At 67.9% G+C, this 18,923-nt stretch carries 18 protein-coding genes; 7 read left to right on the forward strand and 11 right to left on the reverse strand.

Annotated elements, in window-relative coordinates; translation table 11 throughout:
- Positions 1 to 73 precede the first annotated feature (73 nt).
- On the reverse strand, positions 74 to 1,021 hold the full coding sequence (locus ACYQ4W_RS10390) for a motility protein A (protein ID WP_459856136.1): 948 nt from the start codon (positions 1,019 to 1,021) through the stop codon (positions 74 to 76).
- Positions 1,022 to 1,031: 10 nt separating this feature from the next.
- On the reverse strand, positions 1,032 to 1,751 hold the full coding sequence (locus ACYQ4W_RS10395) for an OmpA/MotB family protein (protein ID WP_459856138.1): 720 nt from the start codon (positions 1,749 to 1,751) through the stop codon (positions 1,032 to 1,034).
- 284 nt (positions 1,752 to 2,035) lie between these two features.
- Between ACYQ4W_RS10395 and ACYQ4W_RS10400 the strand changes: the two genes are divergently transcribed.
- Genes ACYQ4W_RS10400 through ACYQ4W_RS10410 form a run of 3 tightly spaced genes read left to right on the forward strand, consistent with a single transcriptional unit; the run spans position 2,036 to position 3,986 of the window.
- Positions 2,036 to 2,704 (forward strand): Maf family protein, encoded by a 669-nt coding sequence (locus tag ACYQ4W_RS10400; RefSeq protein WP_459856140.1) that lies wholly within the window; start codon positions 2,036 to 2,038, stop codon positions 2,702 to 2,704.
- Positions 2,701 to 3,348: a class I SAM-dependent methyltransferase gene (locus tag ACYQ4W_RS10405; RefSeq protein ID WP_459856142.1), complete on the forward strand. Its 648-nt coding sequence runs from the start codon at positions 2,701 to 2,703 to the stop codon at positions 3,346 to 3,348. Before ACYQ4W_RS10400 ends, ACYQ4W_RS10405 begins: the two co-directional genes overlap by 4 nt.
- A 5-nt stretch (positions 3,349 to 3,353) precedes the next feature.
- Positions 3,354 to 3,986 carry a YbaK/EbsC family protein gene (locus ACYQ4W_RS10410; RefSeq protein WP_459856144.1) on the forward strand — a complete coding sequence of 211 codons (633 nt, stop codon included), beginning with the start codon at positions 3,354 to 3,356 and terminating at the stop codon, positions 3,984 to 3,986.
- Positions 3,987 to 3,998: 12 nt separating this feature from the next.
- Here ACYQ4W_RS10410 and ACYQ4W_RS10415 read toward each other — a convergent pair whose 3' ends face one another.
- From ACYQ4W_RS10415 to ACYQ4W_RS10425, 3 genes are read right to left on the reverse strand one after another with little or no spacing between them, the layout of a single operon-like run.
- On the reverse strand, positions 3,999 to 4,541 hold the full coding sequence (locus ACYQ4W_RS10415) for a hypothetical protein (protein ID WP_459856146.1): 543 nt from the start codon (positions 4,539 to 4,541) through the stop codon (positions 3,999 to 4,001).
- Positions 4,538 to 5,416 (reverse strand): metal ABC transporter permease, encoded by an 879-nt coding sequence (locus tag ACYQ4W_RS10420; protein ID WP_459856148.1) that lies wholly within the window; start codon positions 5,414 to 5,416, stop codon positions 4,538 to 4,540. The genes ACYQ4W_RS10415 and ACYQ4W_RS10420 overlap by 4 nt, the downstream gene beginning before the upstream one ends.
- Complete coding sequence (locus ACYQ4W_RS10425; RefSeq protein ID WP_459856150.1) at positions 5,413 to 6,288, reverse strand: metal ABC transporter ATP-binding protein; 876 nt, start codon at positions 6,286 to 6,288, stop codon at positions 5,413 to 5,415. Before ACYQ4W_RS10425 ends, ACYQ4W_RS10420 begins: the two co-directional genes overlap by 4 nt.
- Positions 6,289 to 6,972: 684 nt before the next feature.
- Here ACYQ4W_RS10425 and ACYQ4W_RS10430 point away from each other — a divergent pair.
- A complete protein-coding gene (locus ACYQ4W_RS10430; protein WP_459856152.1) occupies positions 6,973 to 7,272 on the forward strand; it encodes a SemiSWEET family sugar transporter in 300 nt (99 codons plus the stop codon).
- A 321-nt stretch (positions 7,273 to 7,593) separates the two neighbouring features.
- On the opposite strand, the gene ACYQ4W_RS10435 is transcribed toward ACYQ4W_RS10430, so the two are convergent.
- The 6 genes from ACYQ4W_RS10435 to ACYQ4W_RS10460 form a co-directional block, all read right to left on the reverse strand.
- On the reverse strand, positions 7,594 to 9,204 hold the full coding sequence (locus ACYQ4W_RS10435) for a cobyrinic acid a,c-diamide synthase CobB (RefSeq protein WP_459856154.1): 1,611 nt from the start codon (positions 9,202 to 9,204) through the stop codon (positions 7,594 to 7,596).
- Positions 9,201 to 9,965: a tetratricopeptide repeat protein gene (locus tag ACYQ4W_RS10440; protein WP_459856156.1), complete on the reverse strand. Its 765-nt coding sequence runs from the start codon at positions 9,963 to 9,965 to the stop codon at positions 9,201 to 9,203. Before ACYQ4W_RS10440 ends, ACYQ4W_RS10435 begins: the two co-directional genes overlap by 4 nt.
- Before the next feature lie 152 nt (positions 9,966 to 10,117).
- Positions 10,118 to 10,882, reverse strand: a complete 765-nt coding sequence (locus tag ACYQ4W_RS10445; RefSeq protein ID WP_459856158.1) for a tetratricopeptide repeat protein — start codon at positions 10,880 to 10,882, stop codon at positions 10,118 to 10,120.
- 72 nt (positions 10,883 to 10,954) lie between these two features.
- Positions 10,955 to 13,933: an EAL domain-containing protein gene (locus ACYQ4W_RS10450; protein WP_459856160.1), complete on the reverse strand. Its 2,979-nt coding sequence runs from the start codon at positions 13,931 to 13,933 to the stop codon at positions 10,955 to 10,957.
- The gene (locus tag ACYQ4W_RS10455) at positions 13,930 to 15,234 is read right to left on the reverse strand and encodes an ABC transporter substrate-binding protein (RefSeq protein ID WP_459856161.1); all 1,305 of its coding nucleotides are present in this window, start codon (positions 15,232 to 15,234) and stop codon (positions 13,930 to 13,932) included. Before ACYQ4W_RS10455 ends, ACYQ4W_RS10450 begins: the two co-directional genes overlap by 4 nt.
- A gap of 63 nt (positions 15,235 to 15,297) precedes the next feature.
- Positions 15,298 to 16,083, reverse strand: a complete 786-nt coding sequence (locus ACYQ4W_RS10460; protein ID WP_459856164.1) for an RNA methyltransferase — start codon at positions 16,081 to 16,083, stop codon at positions 15,298 to 15,300.
- A gap of 132 nt (positions 16,084 to 16,215) precedes the next feature.
- On the opposite strand from ACYQ4W_RS10460, the gene ACYQ4W_RS10465 reads away from it, so the two are divergent.
- The 3 genes from ACYQ4W_RS10465 to ACYQ4W_RS10475 all read left to right on the forward strand — a co-directional run bounded on the left by ACYQ4W_RS10465 (position 16,216) and on the right by ACYQ4W_RS10475 (position 18,889).
- Complete coding sequence (locus ACYQ4W_RS10465) at positions 16,216 to 17,532, forward strand: malic enzyme-like NAD(P)-binding protein (protein WP_459856167.1); 1,317 nt, start codon at positions 16,216 to 16,218, stop codon at positions 17,530 to 17,532.
- 71 nt (positions 17,533 to 17,603) lie between these two features.
- Positions 17,604 to 18,182, forward strand: a complete 579-nt coding sequence (locus ACYQ4W_RS10470; protein WP_459856170.1) for a GNAT family N-acetyltransferase — start codon at positions 17,604 to 17,606, stop codon at positions 18,180 to 18,182.
- A 260-nt stretch (positions 18,183 to 18,442) separates the two neighbouring features.
- Positions 18,443 to 18,889: an RT0821/Lpp0805 family surface protein gene (locus tag ACYQ4W_RS10475; RefSeq protein ID WP_459856172.1), complete on the forward strand. Its 447-nt coding sequence runs from the start codon at positions 18,443 to 18,445 to the stop codon at positions 18,887 to 18,889.
- Positions 18,890 to 18,923 lie beyond the last annotated feature (34 nt).

The following is an 18,923-nucleotide window of genomic DNA, read 5'->3' on the forward strand; positions in this document are numbered from 1 at the left end:
CGCACCCCTCGGCGCCCGCATGCACACCCGCCCCGCAGGAGCGATGCGGCGGGAGGGAGCAGCGCAGCCCCCCCTAGCCCATGCGCGCCATGGGGGTCAGGCGCAGGTTCTGGGCGGGCATTTCCCGCGGCTGGGGCATGGGCACGGCGTCGTTGAACGCGCCCGAGGCGGCCCTGGCCTCCTCGGCGGTCTCCTCGGCCTTGGCCGCGGCGGCCTGGCGCTGGCGGGTGATGTACTTCTTGGTGATGCTCTTGAGCAGCTCGGTCTTGCCCGCGCGCTCCGAGGGGGACAGGAAGCTCGTGAGCTTCTTTTCCAGCCGGTGCGAGTTCTGCTCCTTGGCGATGGCGATGATGCCCTCCATGATGAGCTTCTGGTTCAGCATCTCGGCCCCGGTGTTGAAATTGATGCTCTCGGCGATGGGCGCCAGGATCATGTTGCTCAAAACCACGCCGTACAGGGTGGAGACGAAGGCCACGGGAATGCTCGACACCAGCGCCTGGGTGTTGTTGATGCCGGAGAGCATGCCGATGAGGCCGATGACGCTGCCGGCCACGCCGAAAGCGGGCGCGGCCTTGGCCAGGGTCTGGAACACGCGCTCGCTCTGCTGGCGGCGTTCGCGGAAGAACGACATCTCGGTGTTCAGGAATTCGCGGATGTCGCGCTCCTTGTAGTTGTCCACCAAAAAAGTGACGGCGTTGCGCAGGAAGGGATCGGCAATTTTCTGACGCACGGCCTCAAGGGACAGCACGCCCTCCACCCGCGACTTCACCGAGAGCTCCAGCAGAATGCGCACGATGTCGTCCGGGGTGGGCTGGCGCTCGGCGTACACGCTTCTGGCCACGAGAAAGGCCGTGCGGATGCGCTCGAAGGGATAGCTCATGAACAGCGCGGTGAACAGCCCGGCTGCCACGATGAGGAAGGCCGCGAGGTTCCAATACACCGCGAGCCCGCCGCTGATCCAGAACCCGCCCACGAAGATGGCGGTGCACAACAGCACGCCCAGCATGTTCTTCTTGCTCATTTCAGCCTCCCTAAATATCTGTCAAGACGAGCACTTCGACCCGCCGGTTACGCTTGTCCGCATCTTCCGCCGTGGCCGGGGCCTCCGGCTGGAAGCTGCCGCGCCCGGTGACGAGAAAGCGCCTGGCGTCCAGGTGCGCGGTATGGATGAAGTATTCGGCCACGCTGGCCGCGCGCTTGGCCGAGAGGGAGAGCCCTTCCTCCGGCGTTTTGGTTTCGTCCTCCGCGCAGTGGCCCACCACCAGCACGGCGCCGGTGCTCACGCGCAGAATCTCGGCGATGCGGTCCAGGTACTTGTCGCCGGTGTTGACCAGATGGTCGCCGCCGGGGGTGAAGAACAGATCGCCGCGCAGAAACACGCGCACCTGGCGGTCGGTCTCGCGCACCACGGAAATGCCGAGGTTGTCGGACTGATAGTAGGTCTGATTGACCGGGGTGCCGTTGACGTTCTTGAATTTCTGGCCGCCCTGCACCACGGGATCGTTCAGCTGCCCCAAAAAGGCCTGCATGGGGTCGGTGGGGGCCTTGGTCTCCTGCGTCGGCGGCGAGGCAGGCGGCACCGGCACGGGCTTGTCCTTGCCGCCGGTGTAGATGAACAGCACAGCGAACACGATGAACATGATCATCATCAGGTCCGACCAGGGCACGGACCATTCGGCGAAGTTGCCGCCGCCGGCCAGCACCCGCGAGTTGTCTTCCCGCAGGAGCCCGTATCTGTCTCGATTGCCCATGCCGTTCTCCGTTTCCCTTGGCTCGTTCGCCCGCCGGACCATCCGGGGCCTTCCGCCCTGGCTTAAGCAATTACCCTGCCAACCGCGCAAGAGCTTGATATGACGGCGGCAAGTTACGGCCCAAAATTCGTGGCGACAAAAGCCCGACACCTCCCCGGCGCGGAAGAATCTGCCGCTACGCAGCCCCGTGCGGCAAACCCCGTAGCGATAAAAAGTACAGCAGGAACGCAGGCATGGGGCGCAGGTGCATTGACTCCGCCGCGAAATGACGGCACAAACCGCCCATGACCAACGCCTTCACCCCCCCCGCAGGCCCTGGCGCCTACCAGACCTTGTCCGCCCTGGTGCTGGGCTCCAGCTCCCCGCGCCGCCGGGAGCTTTTGGGCTCCCTGGGCCTTGATTTCGAAGTGTGCCCCAGCAACGCCGCGGAGCCGCCGCCGCTGCCCGGCGAGGCCCCGGACGCCTACGCCCGGCGCATGGCGCGGCAAAAGACCCTGGATGTCGTGGCCCTCTACCCCACCTGCGCCGTGCTCGGCGCGGACACCATCGTGGTGCTGCCCGGCGAAAACGGCGCGGACGCGCTGGTGCTGGGCAAGCCGGAAAACGAGGCCGACGCCGTGCGCATGCTGACCCTGCTCTCCGGCCGCGCGCACCAGGTCATCACCGGGTGCTGCCTGGCCGTGCCGGGGCATGCCGAGCCCGACTGCTTCGCCGTGACCACGGACGTGACCATGCGCAAAAGCACGCCGCAGGAGCTGGCCGCCTACGCCGCCACGGGCGAATGCGCGGACAAGGCCGGAGCCTACGCCATACAGAGTCTGGGCGCGTTTCTTGTGGAGCGGGTGGACGGCTCGTACACCAACGTCGTCGGCCTGCCGGTGACGCAATGCGCACAGCTGCTGCTGGCCCACGGCATCATCACCGCCCGCACTGCCGCCGGAGGCAAGCCATGACCGACGCATTTTCCGCCAGGGCGGCAGAGTGGGACGCCAACCCCGTGCGCGCCGCCCTGGGCAAAGCATTCTACGGCCAGGTGCAGGAGGCCCTCTCCACCTACGAGACAGGCCCCCTGGCGGGCAAGACCGTGCTGGACTTCGGCTGCGGCACAGGCACCCTCGGCCTGCGTCTGGCCCAGGACCATGCGGCGCGGCTCATTTTCGCCGACGCCTCCCCGGCCATGCTCGACGTTTTGCGCGGCAAGCTGGCCGGGCTGAACCTGCCGGAAGCGCAGGTGGTCGAGACCGGCAAGGGCTCCCTGCCCCTGCCCGCCGCCACTGTGGACCTGGCCGTCAGCCTCATGGCGCTGCACCACATCGAGGACGCGGCGGGCGCGCTGCGCACCCTGCGCCGTCTGCTCATCCCCGGCGGGCTGCTGCTGCTGGGCGACCTGCTGGCCGAGGACGGCAGCTTCCACGGCTCGCCCGGCGACCCGCCAGCGGCGCACAACGGCTTCGATCCCGAGGAGCTGCGCGCCCTGTGCTCCGGCCTGGGCTTCAAGGTGCTGCGCCTGCGGCTGTTTCATCTGGTGAACAAGCCCGACGCCACGGGAGCCGAGCGCGAGTACCCGCTGTTCTTCCTGGCGGCCCAGGCGGCGTAGGCGCCGTGCCCGCCGATCCGGCCATCAATCCGGCCGCCGATCCGGCCGCCGATGCGCCTGACGATCCGGCCGCCGATCCGCCTGACGATCCGGCCGCCGTCCCGGCCATCGACCAAGCCAGCGACCGGGCCGCAGAGGCCTCCCCGGCCTATGCCGCCATGCTGGCCCTTGTGGAGGCGGACGGCGCGGCCTTTACCATGCACGAGCACACCCCCACGCGCACCATGGAGGAAGCTCGGGAGAACCTGCGCTTCGACCTTGCGCGCATCGTCAAAACCATCGCCTTTGCAACACGCGCGGGCAGGCTTGTGCTGGCGGCCCTGCGCGGCACGCGCCGGGTGGATTACGCCAGGCTGGCCGCGCTCGTCGGCGTGAACAGGAAGGACATCGCCGCGCTTGCGCCAGCGGAGGTGTTGACGCGCCTGGGCGTTGCGCCGGGGAGCGTTTCGCCGCTTTTGCCCGCGGCCATGGGCATGAACAAGGGCATGGAAGGGGTGCTGACGCTGCTGGACGAGGACGCCCTGGCCATTGCGCCAACCGCGTATTGCGGCCTGGGCAGGCCGGACAGAACCCTTGAGATGACGCCGCAGGACCTTGCGCGGGTGGCTGGCGCGGCCACAGGGGCCTTCTCCCGCTGAGACAGGCGGCGGCTACAACGCCTGGGGCATCTCGCGGCGCACGGTAATGTTGAGCCCCTTGGCCCGCAGCCGTTCGGCCACGCGCCGGGCGCGCTCCAGGGTGGGCAAGGTGGCCAGCACAAGCTGGGCGCGGCCCGTTTCATCCCACACCCACACGTTTTCGCCCACCAGCACGCCGGCCTTGCGCACGGCGGCCAGCAGATCCTCGCGCGCGGCCTCCCGCGTGGCGAAGTCCTCCGGGTCCAAAAGCCGCCCCTGGGCGAGCACCCACCAGCCCAGGCCGGAATCATCCGCCCCCGGCCCGCCGGCGTTGGAATCGGGCGCGATGGGGTCCGGGGCCGCGCCGCCGCCATGCCCCTCCGCCAGGGCGGCGGCCTGCGCGGCGCTCAGGCCATGGTCCATGAGGGGATTGGCGGCGTTGTGCACCAGCTGCGCCATGCGTTGAATGCGCTGGGCGATGTCCGCGGCGCAGTGCATGGGCCGGGCTCCGGTCTTGGCCTCGGGCCGGGCGGCGTCCGCCGGGCCGGGCGGATCCTTCGGTTTTTTCCTGCTCATGCGCCGACGCGTCCTTCGGCTTGCGCCGCGACCGGCTCTCCGGCCTGCTGGCCGGGCGCGGCCGGGGCGATGGGCCTGCGCCGCTGCGGCACGGCCAGGGAGACGACGAACCCCACGCAGGCCACGGCGATGATGGTGGCCCCGCAGGTGAGATCAAGCGCGTAGGAAAGGTACAGGCCGGCCACGCAGAACACGGCGCTCAGGCATCCGGCCAAGAGCATCATGCCCGGCAGGGAGCGCGCCCGGCGCTCGGCCATGAAGGGCGGAATGGTGAGCAGGGCCATGACCAGGATGAGCCCCACCACGCGGATGACCATGACCACGCACAGCGCCGTCATGCCCATGAGCAGAAAGTGCAGAAAGCGCACCGGCACCCCGCGCGAACGCGCGAACTCCACGTCGAAGCTCATGACCAGCAGCCCGCGCGAGAATAGCGCCACCAGCGCCAGCACCGCGGCGGAAAGCCCGGCCATGAGCCAGAGGTCGGAGTCGGGCACGGCCAGAATGCTGCCGAAGAGATAGCTCATGAGGTCGGAGTTGTAGCCTGGCGTCAGGTCGAGCAGGATGATGCCCAGGGCCATGCCCGCCGCCCACAAGACGCCGATGACCGTATCCGCCCGCTCGCGCGAGAAGAGCGTCACCCAGGCCATGCACAGCGCGGCCAGGGTGGAGAACCCGGCGGTCACCGGCAGCACGGGCAGCCCCAGAAAAAAGGCCAGGCCCACTCCGCCATACGAGGCGTGGGCCACGCCGCCCGCCAAAAACACGATGCGGTTCACCACCACCAGCGAGCCGATGACGCCGCAGATGAGGCTGGCCAAAAGCCCGGCGTAGAGCGCGTTGCGGAAAAAGTCGTAGGTCAGGGCCTCCATCATGACGCGCGCCCTCCTTTCTCCGGCCCCTGGCTCCCGGCGGAAGCGGCCGTGGGGCCGTGGGCGTGGCGGCCGCCGCAGCAGTCCGGGTTGTCGTGGTCGAGCACCACGCGGTGCGGCACCGCGCCGTGGGCCAAAAGTTCCACCGGGCACCCGGTCACGAGGTCCGCGCCCGTGGCCTCGGCGAAAATAAGCGGGGTCAGACGGCTGTCGTCGTGATGGTGCAGGGTGCGGTTCACGCAGGCGATGGATTTGACGCAGCCGTCCACGGTGGACATGTCGTGGCTCACCATGACGATGGTCATGTCGCGGTTCAGCTCCGCGAGCAGGGCCATGAGCTCCTGGCGGCTGCGGCCGTCCACGCTGGCCGTGGGCTCGTCGAGCAGCAGCAGCTCCGGGCCGGAGACGATGGCCCGGGCGATGAACACGCGCTGGCGCTGCCCGCCGGACAGGTCCGAGAGCCTGCGGCCCGCGTGCTCCAAGAGCCCCACGCGAGAAAGAGCCATGAGGGCGGCCTCGCGCTCGCGCCTGCGCTCCGTCCTGGAGCGGAACCAGGTGATGCCCGGCCGCACCAGTCCCAGCAGCACGGCGCCGAGCACGGTGATGGGGAAATTCGCGGAGACCTGCGTGAACTGCGGCAAGAAGCCGATGCGCCCGCCCGTCTGCCCCGGCGGCAGGCCCAGCACGCGGATCTCGCCGCCGCCGGGCTTGGCCAGCCCGAGCATGAGGCGCAGCAGGGTGGACTTGCCGCCGCCGTTGGGGCCGAGCACGGCCAAAAAGTCGCCCGCGGGCAGGCGCAGGTTCACCTGGTCCAGCACGCGCACGCCGTCGTAAGCGAACCAGAGGTCGGAAATCTCAATGGCCGGGGTGTTCAACAGAATGCCTCCACAAATGTCGCGCCGGGCCGCCGCAGGGTGCCGGGGGCGCATCTCCGAGTCTGTACTCCCACGGACGGGGCCAAGGCAACGGGTTTTCCGAGGGATTCCCCGGCCCGGCCGCCGCCGGACGAAACACCGCCGACACCGTTTGCCGCCCGTGGCGCTCCCGCTCCTCGTAGAAAACCAGAACAAAAGCCGCGAGGGCCGCTGCGGGTTGGCCGCGGTCCGGCGCTCCAGATGGCGAAGTCTCCTGGCGTTGGCGCGCAGGCTTGGCTGGGCGGGTCGGTTTTGACCGACCGGGCCGGGCTGCCTGGGCTGAACGGATTGGGCTGAACGGATTGGGCAGGGTTGGACCAATCAGGCTAAGGGGGGGCTGGGATCCCCACAGACTGTCCGGATCATGCTCGTCCAGACTTGGCGCGCCAGCCATGACCGGCCCGGGCGAATGAGCCTGAAATCCAGGTCCCGCGCGCCCGGCTCATGTGCCCGGCCGGATCAATTGTCCATGTCGGACCAATTCGCCAGCCCAGCGAGTCTGGTCAGCGGGCCAGCCCAGCGAGTCCGGTCAGCGGGCCAGCCCAGCGCGTCTGGTGGGCGGCCGGTTGCCCAGGCGCGTCCCCTGCGGTATCAGAATGACACGCGCGCCAGCCCCCAAGGCCGGAGCACGCGCCAGGAGCGCCAATGGAAATGAACTACGTGGAATACCTCGGCCTTGCGGCGGGAGCCATCACCACCTCGGCCTATCTGCCCCAGGTGTACAAGACCTGGCGCACCAAGGCCGTGGGCGACATCTCCCTGGCCATGTACGCGGCCTTGAGCCTGGGCGTGCTGTTGTGGTGCGTGTACGGGGTGTTGCTGCGCGCCCCGGCGGTCATCATCGCCAACGGCGCAAGCCTGGTGCTGGTGGTGTGGATGCTGCGGATGAAGATGAAATACCGCCGCCTCGCCAAGGCGGAAAAGCGCGGGGCCTTGCTGCAGTAGGCGCGGGAGCTTGGCTTTGCCGTCCGAGGGCCCCTGCGTGATGGTTTCTGCGCGGCTGGTCCTTCGGGCTGGCCCTGTCAGGCTGGGCCTGCCGAGCTGATTCTGTCGAGCTGATTCTGTCGGTCTGGGCCTGTCCCGATGATTCCCTCGCGATGATCCTTTCGTGATGATTCCGGCGTGATGATTCCGGCGTGATGTCCTCGCCCCGGCCGCGAGGGCTTGGGCGCTGCACCGCGACGACGCGGCATTTGCCAGGAGCCTTCCCGCCATCAGCCCGGCCGTCAGCCAGACGGCAACCCAGCCATTGGCCCAGACGGCAGCTCAGCCGTCTTCCCGCCATCCCCCCGGATGGCGCCCCGCCGAACACGCCAGCGCAAAGGCCCGCGCCGCCTCCGGGTTCGAGGCCAGGTGCGCGTGGAAATACCCGCCAACGACATTGCCCGCAGCCTGCCCGTCCAGGGCCTCGCGCCCGCTGGCGTCCGTGAGCGCGAAGGCTGGGCCGCAGGCATCCCCGTCGCCGCCTTCATATTCGGAGTAGTGGAACTCGTGCCCGCGCAGCAGCGTTCCCGCCGGGCCAAAGGGGCCGTCCGCCACGGTGCGCGCCTCGCGGTAGCCCAGGGCCGAACGCCGCGCACGCATCACCGCCCGGCCGGACAGCGCCCCGCACATGGGCCACGCGCGGCCTTCGGCGTCCGCAAGCTCGCGCAGCAGATACATGTACCCGCCGCACTCCGCCCACACGGGCCGGCCAGAGGCGCAAAAGGCGCGCACGGCCTCGCGCATGGGCGCGTTGGCCGAAAGCTCGCGCGCGGCCAGCTCCGGGTAGCCGCCGGGCAGATAGAGGCCGTCCAAACCGTCGGGGAGCGCGGCCTCGGCCAAGGGCGAGAAGAAATGCAGCTCCGCGCCGGCCTCGGCCAGCAGGCGCAGATTCTCCTCATAGAGGAAGCAGAAGGCGCGGTCGCGCGCAACGCCGATGCGGACGGATGGGACGGGGCAAGGGGAAGCGCCAACGGCCATGCCTGGGGCGGCGTGCGGCAAAGGCTCCAGGTCCTGCCCGGACTCATGTTCCGGCATCGGGCTCGGCAACGGACAAGGCTCCTGGCCAGGGGCCAAGCCAGCCTCCAGGTGCGCAGCCTGGTGCGCGGCCTCCCGCTTCCCGATGGCGGACGAAGCGCTGCGGCCCACGCCATTTGACCGCTCCGCCTCCGGCGCTTCCGCTTTCGGCCCGGCCAGCTCGGGCATATTCAGCTCCGGCAGCGCGGCCAGCAGCGCGTCGATGTCGATGCCCTGCTCCACCCAGTCGGCCAGGGCCTCCAGCCGGGACTGCAAAGCCTCGGCGTCGCCCTCGGTCACCAGGCCCAGATGGCGCGAAGCCAAGGCCACGTCCTCGCGGCGCGGCAGGCAGCCCAGCACGGGCGCCTCCGGCGCAAGGGCCAGGGCCTCGCGCAGCAGGGACTCGTGGCGGGGGCTGCCCACGCGGTTCAGCACCACGCCCGCCAGGCGCAGGGCCGGGTCGAAGCGGGCAAAGCCCTGCACCAGCGCGGCCGCGCTGCGCGCCTGGGAGCCGGCGTCGACCACGAGAACCGCTGGCAGGCCCAGCAGCTTGGCCAAATGGGCGGTGGAGCCTTGTTCACCCGTGCCGGTGCGGCCGTCGAAAAGTCCCATGACGCCCTCGACGAGCACCACGTCCGCGCCGCGCGCATGGCGGCAAAAAATCCCGCGCAGGGCGGGCTCGGGCTGCATCCAGGTGTCGAGGTTGTGGCTTGGGCGCCCGGCGGCGCGGGCATGCAGGCCGGGGTCGATGAAGTCCGGCCCGGCCTTGAAGGGCTGCACGCACAGGCCCCGGCGCGCTAGGGCGCGCAAAAGCCCCAGGGAGACGGAGGTCTTGCCGCAGCCGCTATGAGTGCCGCCGAGGACAAGGGCCTTGGTCATTCCGGCGGACCCTGGGCCGAGCGCTTTTCAATGTAGGCCAGAAACTGCAGGGCTTCCTGGTGCGTGGCGTTGAGCCGCAGGCACTTGGTCAGATGCTCGGCGGTCTGGTCGGGCTCGCCCAGGCCGAAGGCCGCGCGGGCCATGTTGTAGTGCAGGTTCTCGTCGTCCGGCCCAAGGACCAGGGCGCGGGAATAATACGCCAACGCCTCCTCGTACATGCCGGAAACGCGCAGGCGGATGCCGAATTCGTTGAACAGATGCTTGTGCTCTTCGCCAAAGGCCGCGTCTATCTGCACCAGGCGCTCAAAGACCTGGCGCGCCTTGTCCTGCTCGCCGCGGGCTATGTAGCACAGGCCGATGCCGAAATTGGCGCGCACGTTCTCTTCTTCCAGCGCAAGGGCCTTGTTGTACTCAAACTCCGCCGAGTAGTGCGCGCCGTGCTTGAGGAACTTGTCGCCCCGGGCCACGGCCACCTGCACGGCCTGCTGCCGGGCGGCCAGCAGCTTGGCGTACTCCAGCGAGCGCTGGGGCTCTGGCAGAAAGTTCTCCAAAAGTTGTTCGCGGGTGAGGCCCTGCTTCTTGCCGAAGGGCTCGTTGTTCGGCCCCAGGGGCTGGGCGTCCAGCTCCCCGGCCTCCTGCTCCTCGATGTAGAAATAGGCGAGGGTCTCGGTCTTGCGCGCGGTGGTGCCGGTGCCGATGGAAGACACGACCTTCTGCGAGAAGACGCCTGTGATGCGCTGAGGGGAATATTCTGTGTTCATGGTCCGGCCCGTCCGTGGCGAATTTTCAAATGAGCCTTAGCCTAATCACCACAGGGACAGGAAGCAACGGGGGTGTGGTCCAAAAGCTGTCACCCGGCGCCGGGGCAGAAGAAATATCCTGCCGAGACAAGCCCTCGCGCATAGAAAAAAAATCAGCCTTCCGCCAGCTTCTTGCGCCGCAGGTATTCCACGAACTGCTTGGCCTCGGCGTGGTCGGCGTTGAGCTTCAGGCAGGCCATGAGGTGCTGGGCGGCGGTCTTCGGCTCGCCCTTGTCCAGGGCGGCGCGGGCCATGTTGTAGTGCAGGTTCTCGTCCTGGGGCGACAAGGCCAGGGCGCGCTGGTAATACTCCATGGCCTCGCTCTGCATGCCCGACTTGCGCAGGGAGATGCCGAACTCGTTGAACAGGTGCTTGTGCTCGTCCTCGAAGGCCGCGTCGAGCTGCACCAGACGCTCGAAAACCTCGTGGGCCTTTTCGCGCTCGCCCCGGTCTATGTAGCACAGGCCGATGCCGAAATTGGCGCGCACGTTGCTCATGTCGATCTGCAGGGCCTTGTTGTACTCGAACTCCGCGGTGAAGCTCTCGCCGCGCTTGCGGAATTTGTCGCCCCGGGCCACGGCCTTCTGGATCTCCTGCTCGGCGGGCGAAAGGGCTGTCGCCGTGCGCGCCATGCTCTTTTGCGGTTCGGGCATGTAGTTCGCCAGCAGATCGTCGCGGGTGATCTCTGTCTTGGGGCCAAAGGGAACGTCGTTGGCGGCCAGGGGCTGCACAACGATTGTTCCATCCTCGCGCTCCTCAACAAAGAAATACGCAATGATCTCGGTCTTGCGGGCTGTTGTGCCCGTGCCGATCTTGGCTATCTTCTTTTGCGAGAACACGCCGCTGATGCGGCCCGGCTGCGTCGGGCTTTCGCTCATTGTGACCTGCCTTGACTGGTGCGCATTGAGAACGCTTTCCGAATACACCAGTTCAAGCCGGTGGGAAAGGGGTCACACCTGGGCCGGATCGGGGAAGTGCGGCCACGAGACGGCCGCGCCGGAGGCGATGAGCGCCAAAGCCTCGTCCTCGGACAGGGGCTCGGCGAAGAGATAGCCCTGGGCGTAGCGGCAGCCCAGTTCGTTCAGGAATATCAGCTGGTCCACTGTCTCCACGCCCTCGGCCACCACCTTGAGTCCCAGGCCTCCGGCCAGGGTCACGATGGTGCGCACGATGGCCTCGCTGCCGGGGTCGGCGTCCTTGTTCGCCAGGCCGCCCACAAAGCCCCGGTCGATCTTGATGGCGTCGACGTTGAAGCGCTGGATGTAGGACAGGGACGAATAGCCTGTGCCGAAGTCGTCGATGCACAGGCCGAGGCCCAGCTCGCGCAATTTGGCGGAAACCTCGCGTGCGCTCTGCATGTTGTCCAGAAGCACGCTCTCGGTGATTTCGAGCGAGAGGGACGCGGCGGGCACGCCGCATTCGCGCAGGCTCTGCTCCAGGTGGCTCACCACCAGGGGATTGCGGAAGTGCTTGGCCGAAAGGTTGACGTTGGTGACGAGCAGGCCCCCAGGTGCGCCCTGAGCCTTCTCCAGCGCCTGGTTGAAGCCCTTGGTGGCGCAGCAGGCCTGGGCGAAGACCCAGTGGTCCAGGGGGTAGATGATGCCCGTCTCCTCGGCCAGGGGGATGAACTCCACGGGCGGGATGTCGCGGCCGTTCTCGCGCCGCCAGCGCACCAGGGTCTCAAAGCCCACCAGCCGCCGCTCGCGGATGTCCACGATGGGCTGGAACACCAGGGAGAGCCCGCCCCGGCCCACGGCGCTGCGCAGCTCTATCTCCATCTCCATGAGCTCTTGCGCCTGGTGGTGCATGCGCTTGTTGAACACCTTGAAGCGGCCCTTGCCCATGGCCTTGGCGTGGTACATGGCCGTGTCCGCGTCGCGCAGCAGGGCCTCGGGCCTTTCGTAGGCGGCGGTGTGCAGCACTATGCCCAAGCTGCCGGAGGTGGTGACCTCGCGTCCGGCCAGGGCCATGGGCTTGGCTATTTCGTCCAGCACCCGGCGCGAAAAGCGTATGGCGTCGCGCGGGGCGGTCAGGTCCTCCAGCAATATGGCGAACTCGTCGCCGCCGAAACGGGCCACGGTGTCCGTGCTGCGGCCGCAGGCCACCAGCGCGTCGCTCACGTGGCGCAAGAGCCTGTCGCCCACGTCGTGGCCCAGGCTGTCGTTGATGATCTTGAAGCGGTCCAGGTCCATGTACAGCACGGCGAAGCGGAAGTCCGGGCGGCGGCGGCCGCGCTCCATGGCCATGCGCAGGTGGTCCAGAAACAGCAGTCTGTTGGGCAGCCCGGTCAGGGGATCGTGGAAGGCCTGGTGCAGCAGCCGGCTCTCCGCCTCCTTGCGCAGAGTTATGTCCTCCACGAAGCCTTCGTAATGCAGGGTCTTGCCGCTGGAATCGACCACCTTGCGGGCGTTCTCGCTGATCCAGATGATCCGGCCGCTTTTGCGCCTGGCCTGCGACTCGAAGCCCTGCACCTGGCCCTGGGCCTCCATGAGCTCCAGGAAGGCGAAGCGGCGCTCCGGCTCCACATAGGGGCTTTGCTTCGAGAGGGCGCCCACCAGCTCCTCCGGCGAATCGTAGCCGAAGATGCCGGCCATGGCCGGATTGGCGGAAAGGTAGCGGCCCTCGGGCGAGAACTGGAAGATGCCCTCCACCGCGTTTTCGAAGATGCCCCGGAACTTGGCCTCGGCGCGGCGCAGGGCGTCGCCCACGACCTTGCGCTCGGCCACTTCGATCTTGAGCTGGGTGTTCGCGCGCGAAAGCTCGCGCGTGCGCTCGCCCACCATGTGCTCAAGAAGCGCGCGCGACTGCTCGCGCTCCTGCTCCAGCTGCTTGGTGGCGGTGACGTCGCGCAGGATGCAGACGCTGGCCGGGCCGCCCGTGAGCGGCACGCTGGCCACGGTGATCTCCACCGGGAGGCTGCGGCCGTCGCTGCGAAGGGCCAGCACCTCGACCAGCCGCGGCTGGGCCAAGGCTTCGGAGGGCGCGCTGGCCGCCTGGCAAACCAGGGTGCCAAAGACGTCCTCGCAGCTCTGCCCGGCGCGGTCCTGCTCCGGCAGGCCGAACATGCGCAACAGCGCCGGGTTGTGGCGCAGAATGCGCCCCTCGCGCACCACCAGCAGGCCGTCGGCTATGTTGCCCACAATGGCCGAAAGCGAACCCAGGGCGTCCTTCAACTCCAGGGTGGCCTCGGCCACACTGCCCTCCAACTGGCCCACATGCCCGGCTATGTCTCCGGCCATGCTGCGCATGGACTCGGCCAGCACGCCGATCTCGTCGTCGGAGCGCACATCGCAGGTGGAGGAGAAGTCGTGCGCCGCCACTTGCCGGGCGTAGCGCGCCAGGGAATCCAGGCGCCCGGTGATGCCCCGGATGAACAGGTAGGCCAGGGTGACGCTGAGGCCGAAGGCCAGAAGCGTGAGCCCCAGCTGCCGCCAAATGGCCCGGGCCATGGCCTGGTGGATGGGCGCGGTGTCCATGCCGATGTGCACGAAGCCCCCGCGGCCGCCCAGCACGGGCTGCGCCACATGGATGACCTCGCGGCCGTCGTCCAGGTTCAGGGTGCGGATGTCCGGGCCGAGCCTGGGCACGCTGCGGTCCTGCTCGGCAAGGTCCTGCACGGCCTTGGGCACCGCGGGGATGAAGGTGTGGGCCACCACCTGGCCGCCGGCGTCCACCACCAGAATGTAGGAGATGTCGCCCATCTCCTGGTACTGGTCGATGGCCGTCTGCACGCTGCCCGCGTTCTGCAGCAAGAGCAGCTCGGAGCTGCCGTCGGCTATGCTGCGGGCAATGGCCAGGGCTCTGGCCTTGTACTCGTTCACCAGCATGGACTTCAGCTCGCGCGCGGAGAGGTACGACGTGGCCGCGGCCATGAGGCCGAAGGCGACGATGATGAACAGCAGCATGCGGACCAGAAGCTTGGATTTCACGGCTGCACCCCCTTCAGGTGCTCCACGCCGCGGAAGTGCCCGTTGCGGTAGACCGTGAGGTAGGTGCGGCGCAGGCCCTGGTGCAGCCCCGGCCGCAGGTCGACCTTTTCGCCCAGGCCCAGGTCCACGGCCTTCAGGCCTTCGAACACGGTGCGCAGCCGCGAGCGCGAGGGGGCGTCGGCCATGTGCCGCACGGCCTCGCCCAGGGCCAGGCCGGCCAAGAAGCCCTCAAAGCTCACGAAGCTCAGGCGCTTGGGGGTATATTCCTCCGGCGAAAGCTGGGGCGGCATGGGCGAGTGGGTGTGGGCCATGGCCTGGCGGTACAGGCGCGCGGCGGGCAGCCTTTCGTCCTCATAGCTGGGCACCACCTGGGAAAACACCATGCCGCTGAGGTAGTCCCGTCCGCTCACCCGCGCCTGGGCCTGCAGGTACTTGACCATGTTGTCCGCGTCGGCAAAGGAGAGCGTCGCCACAAGATTTGTGTAGCCCGTGGCGCGCAGGTCGCGCACAAAGGCCGAGCAGGCCGGGGCCGTGCCCACGGTGATGATGGCGTCTGGCCCGCCGGCGAGCACGAGCCCCGCCTCGCGCTGGAAGTCCTGGGCGAAGCGCGCGCCGCGCATGTAGGTTGCCTCGGACACGATGCCGAGCCCGTGAACCGCCAGGGCGCGGCGCACGCCGTCCCAGCCGTTGCGGCCGTAGCCGTCGGCCTGGTGGAACACGGCGATGCGCTTGCGGCCGGTGGCCAGCAGGGCCTCCACAAGGGTCTTGGTTTCATCGATGTAGGAGCCGCGCAGGTTGAACACGCAGTCGTCGTTCGAGCGTTCGCGCAGCATGTCCGCCCCGGTGAGGGGGAACAGCAGGGCCATGTCCATGGCCTCGTAATGTTTGATGAGCGGCAGCACGCGCGCCGTGGTGGGCGTGCCCACATAGCCCAGCAGCGCGAACACGCGGTCCTGCTCCACAAAGGCTATGGTGTTGCTCAGGGCCGCGGCCGGGCCGTAGCCGTCGTCGCGCATGGTGAGGGCCAGCCGCCAGCCGCCGGCGCCGCCCTGGGCGTTGATGTGCGAAAAGGCGGCCAGGATGCCCCGCTGGTATTCGACCCCGAGCCCCCGGGCCGGGCCGCTGAAGGCCGCGGACATGCCGAACACCAGGGTGTGCCCCGCCTTTGCCGCCAGCGCGCCCGGGCAGCACAGAAGCCCCAGGCACAGGGCAAGGCAAAGCGCCCGGACAAGAGGTCTTGCCGGGAGGCGCGCTCCGGCCGAGGCCGGGCGGTGTGGCAACAAAAGGCGCTTTTCAGGCATGGCGTTCCGCTGCTGGGGCGGGGGTGGGCCCCCCGCCGAATCCGATATCGCTTCCACAATGCCCTATTCTACGGGAAAATCAACGCTTCCTTTCGATTCAGGCAGGCCGCCGCGCCCGGACCGCGCGGCCATGCCACGCACCTGACGGCAGATGCCCATGAGCAGATTGAATTCGTTTCTGCGCAGCCGGAAACGCGAGAAAAACCGCCGCACAGGCATCATCCAGTACTCCGCGTTCTGGTCCTTCAAAAAGTCTATGTCGGAAAGGGCGGCCTGCATGTTGGCGAAAAGCGCCTGCCGCTCCTCGAAGGAGGCGTCGCGCTCCGTGGGCGGGCCCTTGGGCTCGTACGGCTTGGTGAGCGAGTACTGGAAGCACTCGTACAACAGAATGAGCACGGCCTGGGAAAGATTCAGGGACGTGCAGTCCGGGCTGGCGGGAATCATCACCAGCTGGTCGCACAGGCTGGTCTCGTCGTTGGTCAGGCCGCGGTCCTCCGGGCCGAAGACAAGGGCGGCCTCGCCGCCGTCGGCCAGGCGGGAGAAGATCTCCGGCGCGGCCTTGGCCGGGGTGAGCAGGCCCTTGCGCCAGCCGCCGGTGCGGGCCGTGGTGCCCACGGCCAGGCTGGTGCCGGCCAGAGCCTCGGCCAGGGTGCCCACAATGCGCGCGGACTCCAGAATGTGCCGGGCGTGCACCGTGGCCAGGGGTGCGGCGCGCTCGATGTCGTAGCCCTGCGGGTCCACCAGGATGAGGTTTTGGGCCCCCATGTTGAGCATGGCCCGGGCCACGGAGCCCACGTTTTCCGCATACTTGGGCCTGAAAAGAACCACGCGCAGCTGTTTTGTCGGCATCATCTCTCCAGAGAACTCTCGTCCGCCCGCGGCGCACCCCTTGACGCGCCGAAAGCGGCATTCTAAGCTTGTGCTTCGTGCCGGTGTATCGGCACAACCCCGGACCAACCTTTACCCACAGGGAGAACCCGCATGGCGCTGTACACCAAAGAAGAGGCTCTCAAATACCATTCCATGAAGCGCAAGGGCAAGCTTGAGGTCGTTTCGATCAAGCCCTGCACCTCGCAGAAGCACCTGACCATGGCCTACAGCCCCGGCGTGGCCGAAGCCTGCCGCGCCATCCACGCCGATGTGGAGCAGGTATACGAGTACACCAACAAGGGCAACCTTGTGGCCGTGGTGTCCAACGGCACCGCAGTGCTCGGCCTGGGCAACATCGGCCCCGAGGCCGGCAAGCCGGTCATGGAAGGCAAGGGCGTGCTCTTCAAGATCTTCGCCGACATCGACGTGTACGATTTGAACATCCGCCAGCTGGACCCGGACAAGGTCATCGAGTTCTGCAAAATGCTGGAGCCCACCTTCGGCGGCATCAACCTTGAAGACATCAAGGCCCCGGAGTGCTTCAAGATCGAGCAGACGCTCATCAAGGAAATGAACATCCCGGTGTTCCACGACGACCAGCACGGCACGGCCATCATCTCCGGCGCGGGCCTCTTGAACGCCCTGGACATCAGCGGCAAGAACATCAAGAACATCAAACTCGTGGTTTCCGGCGCGGGCGCCGCGGCCATTTCCACCAGCCGCTTCTACGAGAGCATGGGCCTGCCCAAAGAGCACATCTTCATGTTCGACTCCAAGGGCCTCATCCACTCCGGCCGCTCCGGCCTGAACGCCGAGAAGTCGTACTACGCCCAGCCCAAGGACTGCACCCTGGCCGAGGCCATGAAGGGCGCCGACGTGTTCCTGGGTCTTTCCACCAAGGACATCCTCACCCCGGACATGGTCAAGAGCATGGCCGCGCATCCGGTCATCTTCGCCTGCGCCAACCCCGATCCCGAGATCGAGTACGCCGTGGCCAAGGAAGCCCGCCCGGACCTCATCATGGCCACCGGCCGCTCCGACTACCCCAACCAGATCAACAACGTGCTGGGCTTCCCCTTCATCTTCCGCGGCGCCCTCGACGTGCGCTCCAAGGTCATCAACGAGGAGATGAAGATCGCCGCCGCCAACGCCCTGGCCGCCCTCGCCAAGGAGCCCGTGTCCAAGGAAGTGTGCGCGCTCTACGGCGTGAAGGAACTCACCTACGGCATCGACTACGTGATCCCAAAGGCCCTGGACCCGCGCGTGCTGGAGTGGGTCTCCCCGGCCGTGGCCCAGGCCGCCATGGACACCGGCGTCGCCACCATCAAGCTGGACATCGCCCAGTACAAGAAGGATCTGGCCGCCCGCATGACCGAGTCCAAGAAGCGCACCGCGCTCATGGTCGACAGCTTCGGCTACGACCTGTAGGACTCGCGACACGCACGCACCCCCCAAGGCCCGGAGGCGACTCCGGGCCTTTTTAACGCACGGTGGTTTTCATGGAATACGACATCCTCCCCGCTGTCCGTTCCGACGCCCCGGCCATTCTGGCGTTGCAGCGCCTGGCCTACCAGTCCGAGGCGCTGCGCTACAACGACTGGACCCTGCCGCCCCTGACCCAGCCCCTGGAAGCCCTGGAGGCGGAGTTCAAGCGCCTCGTCATCCTCAAGGCCGTGCCGCACGAGGCAAAGCCAGCGGCCGAGCCGGCGCGCAAACCGGCCAACGCCTACGCCCTGGGCGCGCCGGGCCTCGAAACGCCGCCAAGCGCGCCTGCCGTGGTCGGCTCCGTGCGCGCGGGCCTAAGCCACGGCACCTGCCACATCGGCAGGCTCATCGTGCACCCGGAACACCAGCGCCAGGGCCTGGGCACGGCCCTGCTCGCGGCCATAGAGGCGCGCTTTCCCGCGGCGGAGCGCTTCTCGCTCTTCACCGGGGCGCGCAGCGCGGGCAACATCGGCCTGTACCAGCGCCACGGCTATCAGGTGGTGCGCAGCCAGGAGCTGACCCCGGAAATGACCCTGGTGTTCCTCGAAAAGCCGGGACCCGGAGCCAAGGGTGAACCCGAGGCCCGGGGCTGAGGCCTCGCGGCTGCGCAAACGCCCGGCGCCGCTGCGCAACATTTGCGCGCCCCGCCCTGGCGGAAGGGGACACAACCTCGTAACACCGCGCCATTGCTCACCTCTCAACATGGCCCGAAGTTTGCTGAAACCTCCTCCAAGGGCCCGCGTCTTGACGATTGCTCGGGAAGGCGTATCTTCTCGTACAGATTCGGGCCGTCAATGAGGGCTGCACGTCACGTGGACATTCGGCGGGGCCCCCCCGCACAAGGAGGATTTTTATGAAACGCTTTATCGCTTCCGCCATGCTCCTCACCTTCCTCATGGGTTCGCTGGCCGGCTGCGCCGACAAGGCCCAGAGCGGAGCGGGCCTGGGCGCGCTCACCGGCGCCGCCGTCGGTGCGCTCACCGCCAAGAACAAGGTCAGCGGCGCGGCAATCGGCGCGGGCATCGGCGCCCTGCTCGGCTATGCCATCGGCAACGAGATGGACAAGTACGACAAGGAGCAGATCAACAAGACCCTGGAGACCCAGCCTTCCGGCAAGCCCATGGCCTGGAAGAACCCGGACAACGGCACCCAGTATGAGGCCACTCCGGGCACCCCGTACAGCTCCAACGACAAGATTTACCGCGACATCAACATCAAGGCCAACATCGACGGCCAGGAGAAGGACGTGAAGGCCAAGGCCTACCGCAACGCCGACGGCACCTGGGTTCTGGTGCAGTAGGCTCCCTCCCTGAGCAAACGGCTGCAAGGCCCGG

The organism is Humidesulfovibrio idahonensis (genome assembly GCF_054657715.1).

Bases quoted from the DNA above. Each gene is read 5' to 3' on its own strand.
- ACYQ4W_RS10390 (WP_459856136.1), bottom strand. From the start codon at position 1,021: ATGAGCAAGAAGAACATGCTGGGCGTGCTGTTGTGCACCGCCATCTTC.
- ACYQ4W_RS10395 (WP_459856138.1), bottom strand. From the start codon at position 1,751: ATGGGCAATCGAGACAGATACGGGCTCCTGCGGGAAGACAACTCGCGG.
- ACYQ4W_RS10400 (WP_459856140.1), top strand. From the start codon at position 2,036: ATGACCAACGCCTTCACCCCCCCCGCAGGCCCTGGCGCCTACCAGACC.
- ACYQ4W_RS10405 (WP_459856142.1), top strand. From the start codon at position 2,701: ATGACCGACGCATTTTCCGCCAGGGCGGCAGAGTGGGACGCCAACCCC.
- ACYQ4W_RS10415 (WP_459856146.1), bottom strand. From the start codon at position 4,541: ATGAGCAGGAAAAAACCGAAGGATCCGCCCGGCCCGGCGGACGCCGCC.
- ACYQ4W_RS10420 (WP_459856148.1), bottom strand. From the start codon at position 5,416: ATGATGGAGGCCCTGACCTACGACTTTTTCCGCAACGCGCTCTACGCC.
- ACYQ4W_RS10430 (WP_459856152.1), top strand. From the start codon at position 6,973: ATGGAAATGAACTACGTGGAATACCTCGGCCTTGCGGCGGGAGCCATC.
- ACYQ4W_RS10435 (WP_459856154.1), bottom strand. From the start codon at position 9,204: ATGACCAAGGCCCTTGTCCTCGGCGGCACTCATAGCGGCTGCGGCAAG.
- ACYQ4W_RS10440 (WP_459856156.1), bottom strand. From the start codon at position 9,965: ATGAACACAGAATATTCCCCTCAGCGCATCACAGGCGTCTTCTCGCAG.
- ACYQ4W_RS10445 (WP_459856158.1), bottom strand. From the start codon at position 10,882: ATGAGCGAAAGCCCGACGCAGCCGGGCCGCATCAGCGGCGTGTTCTCG.
- ACYQ4W_RS10455 (WP_459856161.1), bottom strand. From the start codon at position 15,234: ATGCCTGAAAAGCGCCTTTTGTTGCCACACCGCCCGGCCTCGGCCGGA.
- ACYQ4W_RS10460 (WP_459856164.1), bottom strand. From the start codon at position 16,083: ATGCCGACAAAACAGCTGCGCGTGGTTCTTTTCAGGCCCAAGTATGCG.
- ACYQ4W_RS10465 (WP_459856167.1), top strand. From the start codon at position 16,216: ATGGCGCTGTACACCAAAGAAGAGGCTCTCAAATACCATTCCATGAAG.
- ACYQ4W_RS10470 (WP_459856170.1), top strand. From the start codon at position 17,604: ATGGAATACGACATCCTCCCCGCTGTCCGTTCCGACGCCCCGGCCATT.
- ACYQ4W_RS10475 (WP_459856172.1), top strand. From the start codon at position 18,443: ATGAAACGCTTTATCGCTTCCGCCATGCTCCTCACCTTCCTCATGGGT.